The sequence below is a fragment of the Aeromonas enteropelogenes genome (assembly GCF_020097295.1).
GTDB classification, from domain to species: Bacteria; Pseudomonadota; Gammaproteobacteria; order Enterobacterales; family Aeromonadaceae; genus Aeromonas; species Aeromonas enteropelogenes.
Genome location: NZ_CP083625.1, coordinates 3731532 through 3748189, shown reverse-complemented (window position 1 = coordinate 3748189; position 16658 = coordinate 3731532). Strand labels below are relative to the sequence as shown.

Here is a 16658-nt window from a genome sequence, read left to right as displayed (position 1 = left end):
GTTTCACCCGACAAAATTAATGATGAATTATCAATCTATAATCTGATGTTACGACTTGGGTATTGAAAAAATTGACGCTTGTCACAGCTACCAGAACATACCCCAGTATAGTTGGCAAAATATCGATGAATCAAACAGTGTCAAGCAGTCCTCTACTCGTCTGAAGTTATTTCAAATCAAGATGGAAGTAAGCAAAATGACATTAGAACCTCTTAAGGTAAGCAAGACACATTCATTTATGACAGTGTCACTTATCGAGTTATGGGAACGTTTCGGTTATTACGGTATGCAGGCGCTTATCGTGTACTTCATGGTACAGCGTCTTGGCTTTGGAGACAGTCGGGCCAACCTGGTGTGGAGCGCCTGTGCCGCATTGATATATGTATCGCCGGCGATCGGCGGTTGGGTCGGGGATAGGATTCTCGGTACCAAGCGCACCATGTTGCTCGGTGCCGGCATTTTGTCACTCGGTTATGCGTTGATGACAGTACCGACAGAAAACACCTGGTTTCTGTTCTTGGCCCTCGGGGTTGTCGTTGTCGGTAACGGCTTGTTCAAACCCAATGCCGGTAACCTGGTACGCAAGATCTATGAAGGGGACGACTCCAAGATAGACAGCGCCTTTACCATCTACTATATGGCGGTGAACGTCGGTTCAACCTTCTCCATGTTGCTCACTCCTTGGATTAAAGACTACGTCAATGCCAACTATGGCAACGAGCTCGGCTGGCATGCCGCCTTCGCTGTTTGCTTCGTTGGCTTGTTGGTGGGGTTGGGTAATTACGCCATGATGCGTAAAACGCTGGTCAATTATGGTTCAGAGCCGGATACCCGCCCCGTCGAGATGAACAAGCTGCTGATCATATTGTTACTGATTGTGCTGTCTGTGGTAGCGTCGGCCTTTATCCTCGAATATGAAGATGTGGCTCGCGCCTTCGTATATACAGCGGGCGTTGCGGGACTCGGAGTCTTCTTCTACCTTATCCGCAACAGTGAAACCAGTGAGCGGGCCGGTTTGATTGCCGCCTTGGTGCTGACGCTGCAAACAGTCTTCTTCTTTATTTTCTATCAGCAGATGTCTACCTCGTTGGCGCTGTTTGCCTTGCGTAACGTCGATTGGAACTTCCAGGCCCTCGGTGTACCGCTGTGGACTTGGTCACCGGCCCAGTTCCAGGCTTTGAACCCTATCTGGATTATGTTGCTAAGTCCGCTGCTGGCCTGGGTCTATGCTGCTGCCGGACGCAATAACAAGGATATTTCTATTGCCGCCAAATTCGCATTGGGCTTTGCCGTCGTGGCGCTGGGATTTTTTATCTACAGCTTTGCCGGCATGTTTGCCATCAATGGCAAGACCTCTTCCTGGGTGATGATATGGGGTTACGGGGCTTACTCGCTTGGCGAGCTGCTGGTCAGTGGTCTGGGCCTGGCAATGATCTCCCGTTATGTTCCCGAGCGCATGGGTGGCTTTATGATGGGAGTCTACTTTGTGGCTTTGGGTATTTCTCAGTATCTGGGTGGCGTGGTTGCCAACTTTGCCAGTGTGCCGGAGAACATTACAAATCCGCTTGAAACCCTGCCTATTTACACCAACCTGTTCTTCAACCTGGGAATTGCAGCACTGGTTTGTACCGTTATTGCGCTGACAGTATTACCGCTGATGCGCCGTCTGACGGAAATCCACCATTCCCACAATACCAATAACGATGTCAACAACGCTTCTGGGAGGGTTGGCTCAGGGCAGTAAGATACATGCGGGTGACTCTATACGCTCAAATGCTGACAATTGTCACAAGGTAACAATACACAAGTTAACTGTGCTAATGCTGTGATTGTAATAAAGGTATTTATGGAGGTGCTGAATGAATTATGAGGTCCCCTTTACCATCCATACTATATTACTCTCAGCAACTATATTGTTTGTTGCTCCTATTGTTCTTACTTGTGGTGCTGAGTATCTTTTCACAAAGAAACTGACGCTTGGTGTGACATCTTTTGTCGTTATTATAGGTTTAGTGTTCTTCACTCTTGGTGTCATACAAATTATCACGTCGAAAGTCGTTCTTAATGATGACTCCCTGATACTGAAAAGCCTTGTTTATACCAATAAGACAATGCTTAAAGATGTTGAACTAACCTCTGGTCTACATGAGGCCTCTTTGCCAGCTAGTTTCAGGCCTGTTCTTAGAGAAAATGGTGTTGGCTTGTTTGGATATAATGCAGGGACATTCAAGCTAAACGATGGGACGTCGGGATTTGTTATGTTATCAAAACCACCTTATCTTGTGCTGGGATTAAAAGGACATAGTGGAAAATTGATTTTTTCTGCTAATGCATATTTATATGAGGCACTTAAGTCTCACCTTGTTCAGTTGACTTATGAAAAAAATCACTAATATGAAATAGGGAGTGAGAATGGTTTTTATATGAAACGTACGTCATTCATTATGTTTGAATGATAATGTTAGGGAGCTTTTCTGCTGATTAAGATGTTTTACATTACACCAATAGCGAGCCAAGGAAGGCATGAATATCAACAGAGGCACTCGTTGAAGAGGCAGTATCTTGGGCGTTGCAGTAAATTGAAATTCAATGATACAGAAAGTCAGTGACAGTATATGAACTGCATGGCTAATAACCTGATCGATATATTAATGTTCTTCTGCCTGTATGGATTGGAAGGACGATAAAATAAAATCTGCGATCCTGATATTCGGGAAGATTGCTTTTGTTCCGGAACATGATGACGCGAGTTTGGATAGCGATAGTGCCGTCGTGTCTGGTTTGGCGATAGCGAATTTTAGAGGTGATGAAGAGAACAAGGGAGATAGGGAGAGGAGTGATATGTCAAAAATATGGTTATTATTCATTATCGTTATAGGCCTGTTTTCTGGTTGCAAGAGTGACATCAGGTATGTTGATGAAAAACCGAGTTCGATTGCACTACCAGAGGCTGTTGCCGGGCCTGATGTGATAACAACACCGCGTAATATTGTGTACCTGTCAATTGGCCGTTATGAAAAGACATTTATGCAGAATGTACAGGCCAGAGGAAAAGAGATAACTGATTATGTGGTCGCCTTTGTTAATCCACGAGATGTTGCTACGGGTGAGTTGGAGTCATTGACGCCAGCCCAGAAACAAGATCTGGATAAGCTGGTTGCCTATAGAAAGGAATCCAATCCGAATGCCAGGATATATATCGCGATAGGCGGTTGGAGAGGGGATGATGACGGTTTCGATCTGGTGTTTGAAGAGATAGCGCGCAATGTTGAAAAACGAAAGCTATTTATCTCTGAAATAATGGCACTGGTTGAAGAGTATGGTGTTGATGGTATTGATATTGACTGGGAATACCCTAGGGTGCAATTTGCAGACGAATACGCTTTATTTGTCAGAGAGCTTGCCAATGAATTACATAGACGGAATAAGTATTTGTCGTCAGCAGTCATTGGTACCAGAGATAAGATGACAGATAGCGGGAATGCCGACGCATATCTGGATTCAACGTTAAAAGATTTTGATAGTATCAATCTCATGGCATACGACATGGAATTTGAAAATCACAGTACCTTTCAACATGCGATAGACAGTATTGATTACTGGGTGAACGAAAGAAAAGTACCACCGCAGAAAGTAATGCTGGGGTTGCCCGTCTATAGCCGAAACAATTGGCAAGATTGGAGCTACATCACTTTACAACATCCGGATCAGGAAAATGAAGATACGTCGAGCTGGAACCAGAATGAATTTGGCGAGCTTGTCTCTCCGCAGGGCTACAGCGTCGTGAATGCGTGCAGAAATAGCTTTGAATTTATACCTGATGTGGCCAAGCCAGCCGAAACCAAAACCAATTATTATAATGGGCTCCCCCTTATTATTAAGAAAACCGAGCTTGCATTATCAACGAAACTGGGTGGCGTCATGTTTTGGGAGGCGCCTCTCGATGCGGTGAAACCCGAGTATTCGCTGATCCATGCGGCTTACCAGGTCATGAGCGGCATGACGGTTGATAATATTTGCACGCAAAATCCAACCTGGGTTGCCGACCAGACGTCAGTGAGGGTTGGGAAACGAGTTTATGAACGGCAATGACAAAAGGAAAAGAAAAAGCCGGCACTGGGCCGGCTTGTCTCAAGACCTTGACTGTTAGTGGGAGGTCGCACCAGAGGCGCCGAGCCCGGTCTGGGAGCGGACGAACTGCGGCAGGAACTTGGCGTGTTCGTCGGCGGCAGCCTGGGACTTGTCGGTAACAGAGAAGAACCAGATCCCGACAAATGCCAGCCCCATGGAGAAGAGCGCCGGGTACTCGTAGGGGAAGATGGCCTGGGCATGACCCAACACCTTCACCCACACGGTCGGGCCCAGCACCATCAGGGTGACTGCGCTCGCCAGACCCAGCCAGCCACCGTAGACGGCGCCACGGGTGGTCAGACGGGACCAGAACATGGAGAGGAACAGCACCGGGAAGTTGCAGCTCGCCGCGATGGAGAAGGCCAGACCCACCATGAAGGCGATGTTCTGCTTCTCGAACAGGATCCCCAGACCGATGGCGACCACGCCCAGCACCAGGGTAGTCATCTTGGAGACGCGCAACTCGTCGGCTTCGTTGGCCTTGCCCTTCTTCAGCACGCTGGCATAGAGGTCATGGGAGACCGCAGAGGCACCCGCCAGAGTCAGGCCTGCCACAACCGCCAGGATGGTGGCAAAGGCGACGGCAGAGATGAAGCCTAGGAACAGGCTGCCACCCACGGCGTCGGCCAGGTGGACTGCGGCCATATTGGTGCCGCCGAGCAGGGCGCCGGTGGCGTCCTTGAAGGCCGGGTTGGTGCTGACCAGCAGGATGGCACCAAAGCCGATGATAAAGGTCAGGATGTAGAAGTAGCCGATGAAGCCGGTGGCGTAGAACACGGATTTACGCGCTTCCTTGGCGTCACTCACGGTGAAGAAACGCATCAGGATATGGGGCAGACCGGCGGTACCGAACATCAATGCCAATCCGAGCGAGATGGCGGAGACGGGGTCGGAGACCAGACCACCCGGGCTCATGATGGCGGCGCCATTGGCGTGCACTTTGACTGCCTCGGAGAACAGGGTGCCGAAATCGAAGTTGACCGACTTCATCACCATCAGCGCCATGAAGCTGGCACCGGAGAGCAGCATCACCGCCTTGATGATCTGTACCCAGGTGGTGGCCAGCATGCCGCCAAACAGCACGTAGAGCACCATCAGGATGCCGACCAGCACCACGGCGATGTGGTATTGCAGGCCGAACAGCAGCTCGATGAGCTTGCCGGCACCCACCATCTGGGCGATCAGGTAGAGGGAGACCACCACCAGAGAGCCGCAGGCGGAGAGGGTACGCACCTCGGTCTGCTTGAGGCGGTAGGAGGCCACATCGGCAAAGGTGTACTTGCCGAGGTTACGCAGCCGCTCCGCGATCAGGAACAGGATGATAGGCCAGCCCACCAGGAAGCCGATGGAGTAGATGAGGCCGTCATAGCCCGAGGTATAAACCAGGGCGGAGATGCCGAGGAAGGAGGCGGCGGACATATAGTCACCGGCGATGGCCAGACCGTTCTGGAAGCCGGTGATACGTCCGCCCGCCGCATAGTAATCGGAGGCCGAGCGGTTGCGCTTGGAGGCCCAGTAGGTAATGAACAGGGTCGCCGCCACGAACGCCACAAACATCACGATGGCCGGGATGTTGAGGGGCTGGCGCTGGACGTCGCCGGTCAGCGCATCGGCTGCCAGCAGGGGGGAAGAGGCCAGAGAGGCCAACAGCAGCAAAGACTTGCCTTTCATGATTGCACTCCCTTGAGGATCTTCTGGTTCAGCTCGTCAAACTCGCCGTTGGCACGGAACACATAGATGCCGGTCAGCAGGAAGGAGGCGAGGATCAGCCCCACCCCGACCGGGATGCCGCGGGTAATATTGGAGCCTTCGCTCAGCGGGGTGCCGAGCCAGGCAGGGTCAAAGGCGATAAGCAGGATAAACGCCAGGTAGAGCCCCAGCATCAAGGCCGAGAGGGCCCAGGCAAAACGCTGGCGTTTGGCGACCAGCTCCTGGAAGTTGGGATCTTGCTGGATCCTCAGATAGCTTTGCTGTTCCATTGCAGTTCTCCATGACATGAGTGTCAGCGGTGGATAAAGGGGGTTGCCCTGACGAGCAGCAAGGCTGCTCATGTGATCAAAATGTGAATTAAATGTTATTTGCGGACAATTAGACTTTGGGATAAGCCAGTGGCCCGCCCCGGGTGAGGCGTAGATAGATAAGGGCCGCGGTGATGGCGTCGGCAAGGGCATCGTGGACGGGCAGGGCAGGCAGGGCCAGATGATGGCAGATGGCGGCCAGGTGCAGATCGATGACTGCATCCGGGTAACGCCGATAGAGGTTGTCGTGATAGAGACGGCTCACCTCTATGCCCCGTTGGGGCAGGGTCAAGCCCCATTGTTTCTGGCAGGCCAGGTTGAGGATGCGCAGATCATAGGCGATGTGATAACCCACCAGTTCGCGTGGCCCGATAAAGGCCAGCAGCTGGCGCAGCGCGGCTTCCAGCGGCATGCCCTGTTGCAGATCCTGGTGGCGCAAGCCGTGGATGGTCACGGACTGGGCGGTCAGGCTGGCGGGGGGAAGCACCTTGATGGCAAGCGCCTCGCCGGTCAGCAGCCGGTTACCCTGGAGCCGTACTGCGCCGATGGCAACAATCTCGGCGCGGGCGGGATCCAGGCTGGTGGTCTCGAAATCGAGGGCAACCAGCTCATCTTGTGGCGGCGCGGCAAAGAGCGGGGCAAACTCCCCATCCCGAAAAGCGCGGCCATACCAGTAGCGTCGCAGGCAGTCCAGCATGCTCATTGCCTCAGACGAAAGTGCAAGGTGAGCCACTGCTGGAACTTCTTCACCTGATGCAGAGCATGGCGCAGCAGATCCCGCTCGCTGTGGCTGAGCTCATTGACCTGTACCCGGCTGTCGCCATTTTTGAGCTGGCTGCGCAAGCGCAGGCGGATAAACAGCCGGAATGCCTCCGCCAGGTTGCTGCCATACTCGGCGCTGATGCGCTCGGCCGCCACCAGGGCATCGATGCGTGCCAGGGTGGCGGTTTCCAGTATGCCTGTCTCCAGCGCCAGCATGCGGATCCCGTGCACCAGCGGGAAGAGTCCGCCCCGCTTGAGATCCAGCCCCTCGGCCGAACGCTCCAGCCTGCCAAATAGGGTGAGGGGAGCATGAAAGGCTACCGCCGGCCTCACCATCTCCGCCAACAGATCCCGCCTGTCTCCCAGTTGCTCCCGCAAGGTGCGGGCAATGGGGGAGAGCAGAGTGCGATCCCCGGCAATGGGATGGGCATCGGCCAGGGTGGCAAGCCAGAGCAGCTCTGCCTCACTGGCCATGGTGCAGGCGCGGGTGATGGCGCTTTGCCACTGCTCCCCCGTTTTGACCCACTCCGGGTTGTTGACCATCACCTGGCCGGGGCAGAGAGGATAGCCGAGGCGCTCCAGCAGGGCGCTGAAGGCGGCCAGATCTGCTTCTTGGCCGGGCCAGTGCAGATCGGCGGGCAGGATCAGCGCATTGTCCTGATCTGTTTTGAGGATCTGCTCGCCGCGCCCCTCCGAACCCAGCATCAGCAGGCACACCTTCTCCTGCACTTCGGGCGGGATCACCAGGGCGAACGCCTTGGCGATCAGCTGCTCGTTGACGGTGGCGATGAGCTTCATCAAAAAGGCGGTGTGAATGCCCTGAGCAAACAGGGAACGGGTCAGCTGTTGCTGCTCGCGGGCCACCGCCTCCAGCGCAGGGAGTGTATCGGCGCGGGCGATGCGCAGGGTCAATACGTGTGAGTGGGTGGAGAAGAGCCCCAGCACTTGCGTGAGTTGCAGGATCCCGGCGACCTCTCCCTGATGCCAGATCACCAACCGCTTGATGCGATGACGGGTCATCAGCAGCAGGGCATCGAACAGATAGCTCTCCTGCGGCAGGCCGATCAGGGGGGCTGGTGTCAGCAGGGAGAGCTGCGCCGTCAGGGGCAGCCCCTTGAGGGTCAGGGCGTGCAACAGGGTCTTGCGGGTGGCAAGGCTCAGGCTGCCGTCCCGGGCAGGATAGATGAGGCAGTCGGTGCCCTTGGCCACCATGGCTTCGGTAGCTGCCAGCAGCGACAGGCGATTGTCGACGACAAGAGGCGGCTGCAGGTGTTCGGGGGCGATCCGGGTCAGGATAAACTCCGCCAGGTTCTTCTGGCCCAGTTGCTCACGCTGCTCCTGCTGGCGCTGACGCTCTGCCAGGTTGGCGGTGAAGTAGCCGGCAAAGGCGGGATCCTGCTCGCACAGGGCCAGAAAGGTTTGCCTGGGGATCAGCTGGCAGAGGGTATCTTCCAGAGCGATGAAGGTGTGGCGGCAGCGGCCATCAAACTGGGCCCGTACATCGAACAGATCATCGCTGCCATAGTCACCGAACTGATGATGAGGGGCAGACTCCTCCACCGCGCCCTTGATGATGAGATAGAGACCGGGGGGCGTGTCGCCTGCGCTGAGTACCGTTTCACCGGCGCGAAAGTAACAGATTGAGAGGCTCTGCTCGAGCCGCTGGTGGGCGTCGGCGGCCAGATTGTCAAACGGTGGGCGGGCGAAGTTGAAGAGTGTGGTCATGGCGATCCCTGGCCAGTGATATGGACTCAGTCTGACAAAGTGACCGGGGGGCAGCCAGCCGACTTTAGTCGCACTGAGCGCTCGCACGCACTCCCGGGCAGGAAAATAGCGGGCTCCCTGTACCTGGTGGTAACACTCTGATAACGTTGTGGTATGACCAGTTGATACTCAGGAGAGGCAGAGGGAAATGGAGAAACCAAGGGTCAAGTGCGAGATCCGGGACGGCATCGCCGAGGTGATGTTGACGCGAGGAGACAAACTCAATGCGCTGGACAGGGCCATGTTCAGTGCCATCGACGAGACGCTCGGCCAGTTGCAGCGGCACAAGGGCTTGCGGGCGGTGATCCTCCATGGTGAGGGGCGGGCGTTTTGTGCCGGGCTTGATGTGAAGTCCATGCTCAAGCAGCCGGTGGCGGCCCTCGAGATCCTCAGGCGCGAGGCGGACGACGCCACCAACCTGGCCCAGCGGGTGGCCTATGGCTGGCATCAGTTACCTGTGCCTGTCATTGCGGTGACCCAGGGAGTCTGTTTCGGTGGCGGCCTGCAGATCGCGCTCGGTGCCGATTTTCGCTTCAGCACGCCGGATTGCCGCTTCTCGGTGATGGAGATCAAGTGGGGCATCATCCCCGACATGAGCGGCAGCGTCACCATGCGTAACCTGATGGGAGTGGACAGCGCCATGGAGCTGGCCATGACGGGCCGCGAGCTGCTAGCCCCGGAGGCGAAAGGCCTCGGTCTGGTCAGCCGGGTCTGCCCAGATCCTCTGAGGGAGGCGCGAGAGTTTGCCAGAACGCTCATCACCAAGTCCCCTGATGCGCTCGCGGGGATCAAGCAGCTCTACAGTCAGGCGTGGGCGCGCAGCGACGAGGCGATGCTCAAGGAGGAGACCCGCTTGCAAAAGCAGATCCTGGGGCGCCCCAACCAGTGGCGCGCCACCCTCAACAGCCTGTTTCGCTGGCGCTTGCCGTTTGGGCCCAGACGCAATGCCCTGTGACACAGCGACTTTTGAATAGCAAAAAGTACAAAAGAAAAATGGCAGCCTGGGCTGCCATTTTGTTGTGTCATGTCTGCGTTTACTTGGCGACGGTATCCACGTCCGCTTCGAACGGGTGGCCGGTATTCTCGCGCATCAGGTTGACTTCGGCGCGGTTGTCGATCCAGTAGTCGGCATTCTTGATCCCCAGTTTTTCGGGGTGGAATACCGGGTCGATCCCTTGTGCCAGCTGGGCTTCATAGTCCTTCAGGCAGATGAAGGCGGTTTTTTGCAGCAGCAGGATGGCGATGATGTTGAGCCAGGCCATCAGACCCACACCGATATCACCCAGACCCCAGGCGAGATCCGCCGTCTTGACGGTGCCGTAGACGGTCGCCGCCATCAGGCCGATCTTCAACAGGAAGGTGAGCCAGGGACGGTTGATCTTGCGATTGACGAACGCGATGTTGGTCTCGGCGATGTAGTAGTAGGCGACGATGGTGGTAAAGGCGAAGAAGAACAGTGCGATGGCGACAAAGTAGTTGCCAAAGCCCGGCATCATGCTCTCCATGGCGGTCTGTACGTAACCCGGGCCTGCGGCCACGCCGGCGATACCGGTGTAGAGGGCGGCACCTTCCGGACCCTGTACGTTGTACAGGCCGGTGATGAGCAGCATGAAACCGGTGGCGGAGCAGACGAACAGGGTGTCGATGTAGACGGAGAACGCCTGCACCAGACCCTGCTTGGCCGGGTGGCTCACTGCGGCAGCGGAGGAGGCGTGCGGGCCTGTCCCCTGGGCAGCTTCGTTGGAGTAGACGCCACGTTTTACCCCCCACATGATGGCCAGACCCAGGATGGCGCCGAAGCCGGCGTCCAGACCGAAGGCGCTCTTCCAGATCAGCAGTATGATGGAGGGCAGTTGGCCGATGTTGAGGGCGATGATGACGCAGGCAACGATGATGTAGCCGAGCGCCATGAAGGGCACCACGGTACTGGCAAAGTTGGCGATCCGCTTCACGCCACCGAAGATGATGAAACCGAGCAGCAGCGCCAACGCGGCAGCCGTCACGTTCGGATCGATGGCGAAGGCGGTCTGCAGGCTGGAGCCGATGGAGTTGGCCTGTACGCCCGGCAGCAGGACACCACAGGCAAAGATGGTGGCGATGGCAAAGATCCAGGCGAACCAGCTCATGCCAAGCCCTTTATCGATGTAGAAGGCCGGACCACCGCGATACTCGCCGTTGAGCTTCTCTTTGTAGACCTGACCCAGGGTGGACTCCACGAAGGCGGAGCTGGCGCCGAGGAAGGCTACCATCCACATCCAGAACAGGGCACCCGGACCACCGAAGGTGATGGCGGTGGCGACACCGGCGATGTTACCGGTACCGACCCGGCCTGCCAGGGTCATGGAGAGCGCCTGGAAGGAGGAGACGCCCGCTTCGTTGCCTTTGCCCTGGAACATCAGGCGGATCATGCCTTTGATGTGACGCACTTGCAAAAAACGGCTGCGCAGGGAGAAGTAGAGGCCGACCCCGAGACACAGATAGATGAGCGCAGGGCTCCAGATTACGCCATTGATGGCATTGACGATTTCATTCATGTACAACAACTCCTTTGTTGCGCTGTCTTGGCGAGGTCTCTGCCTCGCTCCCTGTCGTTATTATGTCCAGTTTGTTAATAAGCTAGTTAGCAAACGGGATAGAGTGACACTCTGTCAGACGGTGGAAAAAACCACGGTCTGCGTGGGATGTAACATATCTATTTGTCGTATTTCTGCCCAGCAAAAAAATCCGCCTTGTTGCAAATTTGTGAATTGACACCAGTGGCCGGATGATGGCAGGCAGTGATTTATGTGAGTAAAGATGACGCTCTCCTTGTTGATATGTGTAGTGAGAGCCAGACATAAGCAAACATAAGGCCAACCATGACAAATCATGTTGAAAACCTGCAATTTCGCTCGGCGCAGCCCGCTGATGGCGCAGCCCTTGCCCCCTTGTTCGTGCAATTGGGGTATCCTGCCGACGGTGATCAGCTGGTGGTGCGCCTGCTGCATCCGGACTCGGCCACTTCTGTCCTGTTGGCCATCCTGGCAGACAGTGTGGTCGGTGTGTTGGTGTGGCACCGGCTGCAACCCCTGCATGTTGCACCAGCATGGGGCCTGATCTCGGCGCTGGTTGTCGAAGAGAGGGCAAGGGGAGAGGGGGTTGGGGCCGGCTTGCTGGCGCACGCCGAGGCCCAGGCCCGGGTGACGGGATGCAGCCAGCTGGAGCTATCCAGCAGTCTGAAACGGGAGGGGGCCCACCGTTTCTATCTGGCGCAGAATTATCAGGAACGACCCAAGCGGTTCGTCAAGCAGTTGTAACGCAAAGAGAAGGAGCAGGCGTGCTGGGATTGTTCAAATGGTTGCGTCGCCCGGCAGGGACGCAACACCATGAAGGTGCGGAGATCTGGGAGCAGGCGCTGGCAGCCGTCCCCATCTTGCAAGGGTTGCGTGATGAGGAGCAGGCGAGGCTCATCCGGATGGGGCGCCAGTTGCTCAAGCGCAAGACCCTGACCCAGATTGGGGTCGAGCTCACGGCGCGCCAGCAGGCGGTGCTGGCGCTGCAGGCGGTGCTGCCCATCCTGCATCTGGGCCTTGACTGGTATCGCGGCTTTCACGAAATCATTCTGATCCCGGAACCGGTCACCCGCCGCCAGGAGGTGCAGGACGAGTTTGGCCTGGTGAGTGAAGTGGAAGAAGATAACGCTGGTGAGTCCTGGCCCCAGGGGCCGCTGGTACTGGCCTGGAGCGAGCTGCAGCAGGACGGGGACTGGGATGGCTTCAACCTCGTTATTCACGAGCTGGCCCACAAAATCGACATGCTGGGTGGGGAGGCCGACGGGGCGCCGCCATTGCCGGGCAAGATGAACCATCAGCAGTGGCAGCAGGCCTTTCAGGGGGCGTTTGATGCATTGAACAGGCAGCTGGACGCGGGGGAAGAGGCGGCCATCGATCCCTATGCCGCCGAGCATCCGGCCGAATTTTTCGCCGTCTGCTGCGAGAGCTTCTTTACCGATCCGCTGCGCTTGCGCAGCGTTTATCCGGTCGTCTATCAACAACTGGAACAGCTCTTTGGTCAGGATCCTGCGGCGCGCTTTCCGGCCACGCGCCTGTTGGCGGGAAGCCACGAAGGGGAATCGCCCGTCTGAGCCAGGCAAATACGAGAATGTACAGATAGCAAAAAGGCACCCGAAGGTGCCTTTTTCATTTCAAGCTGCGCGCAATCAGGCGGCGGCTTTGAGCTGCATGGCAGCGGCTTTCTTGTGATCGCCGATGGGCAGGATGGTGCGGCCATACTGCTCGTTCAGTACGGTGGCCATGGCCAGGTAGATGGCGCTGGCGCCGCAGATGATGCCTTCGAAACCGGCGATGGTGCCGATCAGCTCGCTGCCGGTGAAGTCACGGGCGGCCAGCAGGAAGAACAGCACGGTCAGGGAGGCGAACACGAACTGCTTCACGCGCGGGTAGTTGACGGTGCCGATCAGCATGAACAGGGTGAACACACCCCACATCAGCAGGTACCAGCCCATGTAGGCGTGCGGAGTGGCTTCGGCCAGACCCATGGTCGGCATCACCATCAGGAACACCAGGCTCCACCAGAAGGTGCCGTAGGAGATGAAGGCGGTGACACCGAAGGTGTTGCCACGCTTGTACTCCATGATGCCGGCAATGATCTGGGCCAGACCGCCATAGCACAGGCCCATGGCCAGGATCATGGCACTGATGGGGAAGAAACCTGCGTTATGGATGTTCAGCAGAATGGTGGTCATACCGAAACCCATCAGACCCAGGGGGGCAGGGTTGGCCAATTTTTCGCTCACGTAGCGTTCTCCAAAAAATAGAGGTGGGGGTTAACAAAAGACGCGCGATTTTAGGCAGGCTGGCAGCCCATCGCAAGGGGGAAAAGAAGATAAACAGTAAAAAAATTACGTGTTTTTTTGCATGTCGGCACAATTGCTCACCAGGCTAGCCCGTTTTGTGAGCAAAAGGTGTCAAAATAGTTGATTGGCTGTATTTTTCTTACGCACTGGTCTCTTGCATGCCCGGCTTACTCATCCAGGGTCAGCACCACCTTGGCCTCCTTGTCTTCCTCCTTGACCTGGCTGTCGAGCACGAACAACCGCTCCGGTGCTATGCCCTGGTTATCGACCAGAAACTCCTTGGTATTCTGGGCGCGGCGCATGGCCAGATTGCGCAGGGATTTGGCGGTGATCAGTTGCTGATCCCGCAGCAGGATCACCGCCTGGGCCCGCAGGGGGGCACTCTCTTCGTCCATATGGAGGCGATCGGCCAGCTCCCCCAGATCTTCGTCAAAGCGCGCCTCGTAGGCATCGGCCAGCGCGGCCTGCATGGCGGGGTCTTGCTCCAGCAGATTGAGGTCGACCGGGTTGCCGGTGATCTTGGCCAGCACCCGCTCCAGCTTCTGGCGCTGCAATATGGGACGCTCTTCATTGAAATTGACCCTGCCACGAATGTTCAGGCTGAGCTTGGGACGCTCCTTGAGGGCCTGGGCCAGTTTGGCCAGCTTCGCTTGCTGGGTGGGGGTCAGCTCGGGGCTGCCGGGCAGGAAGGGAAGCTCGTCCAGATCTTTCGTGCCCCCCGCCAGGGAAGCCAGCAGGGAGAAGGGGGAGGTAATGGCCTTGCTCAGGGTGTTGCCGAGCACGTTCCAGAAGATGTTGCCGAGGCTGAAGTCGGGCTGATCCAGATCCCCTTTGACTTTCAGGTTCATCTGAATGACGTCGTTGGCGTCGCTCAGCAGGGCGACGGCCAGCCCCAGCGGCAGATCCTTGGCCTGCTCGCTTTTCACCTTTTCACCCAGCTGGAGCTTCTTGATGGTGATGTCGTTGTCACCTTCCAGCTTGCTGCCCTGCAGCTTGTAGTTGAGCTTCATGGAGAGCTGACCCTTGTCGATGGCGTAACCGGCATAGGTGGTGGAGTAGGGGCTGAAGGTGGTGAGTTCCAGATTGGTGAAGGTGACGGCCACATCCAGCACCGGGTGCTCGATGAGCAGGTTGGTGCCCCCGCGAATGGTGACAGGTGCGTAGCGATCCACCTTGCCGTTAAAAGAGAGCTCCGAGCGTTGGCCCGGGATATTGCTGATATGGCGGCTCTGGCCGTTGAGGGAGGCAATATCTGCCACAAAATCCGAGCTCAGGCTGCGATCGGCAAAGCGCAGGTTGCCCTGCTCGGTGCGGATCTGGCCTATGGTGATGCGGGGGGCCGGGCCGTTGTCGGGCTTGTCGCCGGCCGGTTGTGGCAGCAGCAGTTGCTGGAGGTTGGTGACGCGATCCTCGTTGATCTCGATGCGAGCGAAGGGTTTGCGCAGCAGGATATCCTCGATATTCACCTGCTGGCGGATGCCGTCATAGTGTAGGCCGCTCAGTTGCAGGCTCTCAATCTGCAGCAGACGCTGGTTGTCGGCCCGATCCAGCACGTTGAGCCTCTCGATGTCGAGCCTGCCGCGCACCTCAAGCTTGCTGAGATCTCCCTTGGCATCGGTGGCCAGGGCAAGCTTGGTGCGACTGGCGAGCAGGCCGTCACGTACGCTGATGCGCAGCAGATCTTGCAGATAAGGCTGGGCCCATTTGAGGGGGAGTCCTTGTTGCTTGAGTTCCCCGTCGAGGCTGAAGGGGTCAAGGGTCAGGGCACCGTCAAATCCCAGCGTGCTCGGGTTTTTGGTGCCCTGGCTATTGAGGGTTGCCAGCAGGGTGAGGGGGCTGCGCTGAGCGCGCTCGCTGCCCAACGGGCCGAGAGTGAGATCAAGGTTTGCGAGATCTCGCTGCAAGGGCTTGCCGCTGCTCGATTCGGTTAGCTTGAAGTTGCCCTGGGTGATCTTGCTCTGTTTGAGCGCCCACTGCCAGGGCTTGCCACCTTCGGCCTGCTTGCTTGCCTTTTTGCCTGCCGGTTTGGCGGCAGGCTGCGGGATCAGCAGCGCGGCCAGATCCAGCTCCTGTTTGGCATTGAGATTGGCGGTGAGGGACGGGGCGCTCAATGCAAGTCGATCAGCCTTGAACGACTGCTTGGTGCCATCCAGCGCGATCCCGCTCAGAGCCAGCCGCTTGAAGCGGGCAAATTCGGCCCCTTTCGGGTGTTGCAACTGCCAGTTGTCCAGTTGCAGCTTGCCCTTGCTCAGCTGCCAGCCCAGCCCCTGTTTGCTCTGGTCGAGGCGGTAATCAAATTCGGCGCTGGCGCTTCCTTTGGACAGATTGACCTTGAGATAGGGAGCCCAGAGCGGGGCGAAGGGGGCCAGTACCAGCTTGCCGAGGCTGACGTTCCCCTTGCCGGCCCCGGTCAAGAGATCGAACTGGCCGCTCGCCTTGAGCGGGCTCTGTTTGTTGAGGGTAGCGCTCAGCTGAAAGTGGTTGGCGCCCTCCGTTGCTGTCGTGAAGCCTGGCAACTGCAAGTCAATGCCACCAAGTGCAAGGGTGGGCACCCAGCCAGGCGCGCTGGACTTGCGGCTGTCCTGGTAAACGACATCTCCCTCGTGCGCCGCCAACTTATTTATTTGCAGGACGAGCGGGGTGTCGCCGCTGTCAGCAGCCGTTTCGCTGGGGCTCAGGACCCGGGCGAGGGCGTCGGTCAGGTTGAAGCGGACTCCCTCCTTGTTGTCGGCAAGGCGCACCAGGGTGACGGTTGGCTTGGTGAGGGTGACATCGCTCAGGATGATGGCGCGCTGGCGCCAGCTTTCGCCGAAGGCCGGTATGACCTGCAATCGCTCGAAGGCGACGATGGGGTGCTGCTTGTCATCGAGCAGGGCCGAGGGGCCTATGGTGAGTGACGGGGAGCGCAGGGTGACGTCAATCTCCCCCAGGGTGAGGTTCAGGCCGTAGTGGGTGGCCAGCCAGCCAGGCAAGTAACGCTGGGTGAGGGTCGGCGCCTGCCAAAGCAGGATGCCAAGGGCGATGAACAGGGCGGCGCACAGATAGAGGGCGTAGCGTAGAAGGCGGGGGCGCAGGGGCTTGGGCATGGGGGTCTCCAATTGATGCGCACAGGATAACAAATTGTCGGG

At 57.2% G+C, this 16658-nt stretch carries 13 protein-coding genes; 6 read left to right on the top strand and 7 right to left on the bottom strand.

The window, feature by feature from the left end:
- The first annotated feature begins 55 nt into the window (after positions 1 to 55).
- The 3 genes from LA321_RS17300 to LA321_RS17290 all read left to right on the top strand — a co-directional run bounded on the left by LA321_RS17300 (position 56) and on the right by LA321_RS17290 (position 4092).
- Positions 56 to 1744 carry a peptide MFS transporter gene (locus LA321_RS17300; protein ID WP_209418271.1) on the top strand — a complete coding sequence of 563 codons (1689 nt, stop codon included), beginning with the start codon at positions 56 to 58 and terminating at the stop codon, positions 1742 to 1744.
- 115 nt (positions 1745 to 1859) lie between these two features.
- Complete coding sequence (locus LA321_RS17295; protein WP_042069562.1) at positions 1860 to 2393, top strand: hypothetical protein; 534 nt, start codon at positions 1860 to 1862, stop codon at positions 2391 to 2393.
- Between the two features lie 274 nt (positions 2394 to 2667).
- Positions 2668 to 4092, top strand: a complete 1425-nt coding sequence (locus LA321_RS17290) for a glycoside hydrolase family 18 protein (protein ID WP_042069560.1) — start codon at positions 2668 to 2670, stop codon at positions 4090 to 4092.
- 54 nt (positions 4093 to 4146) lie between these two features.
- Here LA321_RS17290 and LA321_RS17285 read toward each other — a convergent pair whose 3' ends face one another.
- From LA321_RS17285 to LA321_RS17270, 4 genes are all read right to left on the bottom strand, one after another.
- Positions 4147 to 5802 (bottom strand): cation acetate symporter, encoded by a 1656-nt coding sequence (locus LA321_RS17285; RefSeq protein WP_042069558.1) that lies wholly within the window; start codon positions 5800 to 5802, stop codon positions 4147 to 4149.
- On the bottom strand, positions 5799 to 6110 hold the full coding sequence (locus tag LA321_RS17280; RefSeq protein WP_026458310.1) for a DUF485 domain-containing protein: 312 nt from the start codon (positions 6108 to 6110) through the stop codon (positions 5799 to 5801). The genes LA321_RS17285 and LA321_RS17280 overlap by 4 nt, the downstream gene beginning before the upstream one ends.
- A 109-nt stretch (positions 6111 to 6219) precedes the next feature.
- A complete protein-coding gene (locus tag LA321_RS17275; protein ID WP_042069557.1) occupies positions 6220 to 6846 on the bottom strand; it encodes a 3'-5' exonuclease in 627 nt (208 codons plus the stop codon).
- Between the two features lie 2 nt (positions 6847 to 6848).
- A complete protein-coding gene (locus LA321_RS17270; RefSeq protein WP_042069556.1) occupies positions 6849 to 8636 on the bottom strand; it encodes a putative nucleotidyltransferase substrate binding domain-containing protein in 1788 nt (595 codons plus the stop codon).
- 187 nt (positions 8637 to 8823) lie between these two features.
- On the opposite strand from LA321_RS17270, the gene LA321_RS17265 reads away from it, so the two are divergent.
- Positions 8824 to 9630 carry a crotonase/enoyl-CoA hydratase family protein gene (locus LA321_RS17265; protein ID WP_042069554.1) on the top strand — a complete coding sequence of 269 codons (807 nt, stop codon included), beginning with the start codon at positions 8824 to 8826 and terminating at the stop codon, positions 9628 to 9630.
- Positions 9631 to 9709: 79 nt separating this feature from the next.
- Here LA321_RS17265 and LA321_RS17260 read toward each other — a convergent pair whose 3' ends face one another.
- A complete protein-coding gene (locus LA321_RS17260) occupies positions 9710 to 11209 on the bottom strand; it encodes an alanine/glycine:cation symporter family protein (protein ID WP_042069553.1) in 1500 nt (499 codons plus the stop codon).
- A 324-nt stretch (positions 11210 to 11533) separates the two neighbouring features.
- On the opposite strand from LA321_RS17260, the gene LA321_RS17255 reads away from it, so the two are divergent.
- Both LA321_RS17255 and LA321_RS17250 read left to right on the top strand, forming a co-directional pair.
- Entirely contained in the window at positions 11534 to 11971 is a 438-nt protein-coding gene (locus tag LA321_RS17255; RefSeq protein ID WP_042069551.1) for a GNAT family N-acetyltransferase, read from the top strand.
- Positions 11972 to 12000: 29 nt separating this feature from the next.
- Positions 12001 to 12798 (top strand): M90 family metallopeptidase, encoded by a 798-nt coding sequence (locus LA321_RS17250; RefSeq protein ID WP_224212277.1) that lies wholly within the window; start codon positions 12001 to 12003, stop codon positions 12796 to 12798.
- Between the two features lie 75 nt (positions 12799 to 12873).
- On the opposite strand, the gene LA321_RS17245 is transcribed toward LA321_RS17250, so the two are convergent.
- Both LA321_RS17245 and LA321_RS17240 read right to left on the bottom strand, forming a co-directional pair.
- Positions 12874 to 13470, bottom strand: a complete 597-nt coding sequence (locus tag LA321_RS17245) for an acetate uptake transporter (RefSeq protein WP_042069549.1) — start codon at positions 13468 to 13470, stop codon at positions 12874 to 12876.
- 227 nt (positions 13471 to 13697) lie between these two features.
- Positions 13698 to 16616, bottom strand: a complete 2919-nt coding sequence (locus tag LA321_RS17240; protein WP_042069548.1) for a DUF748 domain-containing protein — start codon at positions 16614 to 16616, stop codon at positions 13698 to 13700.
- Between the last annotated feature and the right edge of the window lie 42 nt (positions 16617 to 16658).

Bases quoted from the DNA above. Each gene is read 5' to 3' on its own strand.
- LA321_RS17275 (WP_042069557.1), bottom strand. From the start codon at position 6,846: ATGCTGGACTGCCTGCGACGCTACTGGTATGGCCGCGCTTTTCGGGAT.
- LA321_RS17280 (WP_026458310.1), bottom strand. From the start codon at position 6,110: ATGGAACAGCAAAGCTATCTGAGGATCCAGCAAGATCCCAACTTCCAG.
- LA321_RS17285 (WP_042069558.1), bottom strand. From the start codon at position 5,802: ATGAAAGGCAAGTCTTTGCTGCTGTTGGCCTCTCTGGCCTCTTCCCCC.
- LA321_RS17270 (WP_042069556.1), bottom strand. From the start codon at position 8,636: ATGACCACACTCTTCAACTTCGCCCGCCCACCGTTTGACAATCTGGCC.
- LA321_RS17255 (WP_042069551.1), top strand. From the start codon at position 11,534: ATGACAAATCATGTTGAAAACCTGCAATTTCGCTCGGCGCAGCCCGCT.
- LA321_RS17295 (WP_042069562.1), top strand. From the start codon at position 1,860: ATGAATTATGAGGTCCCCTTTACCATCCATACTATATTACTCTCAGCA.
- LA321_RS17260 (WP_042069553.1), bottom strand. From the start codon at position 11,209: ATGAATGAAATCGTCAATGCCATCAATGGCGTAATCTGGAGCCCTGCG.
- LA321_RS17240 (WP_042069548.1), bottom strand. From the start codon at position 16,616: ATGCCCAAGCCCCTGCGCCCCCGCCTTCTACGCTACGCCCTCTATCTG.
- LA321_RS17290 (WP_042069560.1), top strand. From the start codon at position 2,668: ATGGATTGGAAGGACGATAAAATAAAATCTGCGATCCTGATATTCGGG.
- LA321_RS17265 (WP_042069554.1), top strand. From the start codon at position 8,824: ATGGAGAAACCAAGGGTCAAGTGCGAGATCCGGGACGGCATCGCCGAG.